The 1,656-nt window shown below is 46.7% G+C and carries 2 protein-coding genes; both read right to left on the reverse strand.

Annotated features, from left to right (window positions below; all coding sequences use genetic code 11):
- A partial coding sequence (locus A3761_RS02265) for a response regulator (protein ID WP_156491511.1) occupies positions 1-318 on the reverse strand: 318 nt, incomplete at its 3' end.
- 137 nt (positions 319-455) lie between these two features.
- Positions 456-1,656: acetate--CoA ligase (locus A3761_RS02270; protein WP_156491512.1), on the reverse strand; the 1,201-nt coding region annotated here is incomplete at its 5' end.

A 1,656-nucleotide genomic window follows, 5' to 3' on the forward strand; every position in this document is an offset into this window, starting at 1 on the left:
TGATTTAGGAATATAAGCGCTTGCACCATGACCAATTGAGCGACTTATCGTCTCGGCATCTTCACGAGCAGACACGACAGCAACCGGAATTGAAGGAAATTTCTCACGTACTGTCACCAAGCCAAATAGGTCTTGGCTGCCGGGCATATGCAGATCAAGTAGTAAAAGGTCTAGCTCCGGGTCTTCAGCAATGGCTGCCAGAGTCGTCTCCAGGTCAGACGATTCAGTGATCGTAACGTTTTCAAAGTGGGCGTTAATAATTTCTAACAAGGCACTGCGAAAAAGTGGATGATCATCTGCGATATGAAAATGGTACATAAGTTCTCCGAACAGGATTGAATGTCTGTTCAATGTTTATTATTAGAATACGTTCCTTGGAGAACAGCATAGCCTGACTGGTCATAATTTTCGAGGGGTAGATAATGCCTTTCATCTCCCCTCGAGCAACCCTATAGTTATGAGTCAGTGCGGTTCAAACGACCCTCGATCAGCACATCAACTACTGAAGGGTCGTTCAGCGTTGAGGTATCCCCCAAGTTGCCAAAGTCATCTGCAGCAATTTTGCGAAGGATCCTGCGCATGATCTTGCCAGATCGCGTCTTGGGTAAGGCATCGACCCACTGAATCAGCTCAGGAGTCGCAACGGGCCCCATTTCGACTCTCACATGTTGCTTCAGTAACTCCGTTGCATTGGCTGCAAGTTCAACTCCATCCATCGGCGTCACGTAAACATAGATAGCTTCACCTTTGATATCATGTGGATAACCAACAACAGCTGCTTCCGCCACATCAGGATGAGACACCAAAGCACTCTCTAATTCAGCGGTTCCTAAGCGATGACCTGAAACATTCAAGACATCATCAACACGCCCGGTAATCCAGAAATAGCCATCAGCATCTCGCTTGGCACCGTCGCCTGTAAAGTACATATTGTCATGAGTTGAAAAATAGGTTTCGATAAACCGTGCGTGATCATTCCAGATGGTACGAGCCTGCCCCGGCCAGGAGTCCATAATAACCAAATGACCACTCGTTTCACCTTGGAGAATATCACTATTGGTATCTACCAACTCTGCTTGTATACCAAATAGTGGATGACAGGCAGACCCCGGTTTAGATTCTGTTGCATAGGGTAAAGGCGTCATCATCTGACCACCCGTTTCAGTTTGCCACCATGTATCAACAACCGGACATTTGCTATGGCCATACTCAGTATAATACCAACGCCATACCTCCGGGTTAATCGGCTCCCCTACGGTACCAAGAATTCTCAGTGAATCACGTTTACTAGACCCAGTCGCTTCGTCCGCTTTAGCCATTAAGGTACGAATAGCCGTCGGCGCTGTATAGAAAACTGTCACCTTGTGCTGATCAATTACTTCACCAAAGCGCCCCATACTCGGATAATTGGGAACGCCTTCATACATGAGCGTTGTGGCACCATTCGCCAAGGGTCCATAAACGATGTAACTATGGCCGGTAATCCAGCCAACATCTGCCGAGCACCAGAACACATCACCTTCTTTATGGTCGAATGTGTAGTAGTAGGTCGACGTCACATAAGTCAAATATCCACCACTGGAATGCTGTAAACCTTTTGGTTTACCGGTAGAACCAGAGGTATAAAGAATGAACAATGGATCTTCAGCATTTACC

This window comes from Oleiphilus sp. HI0123 (genome assembly GCF_001635315.1).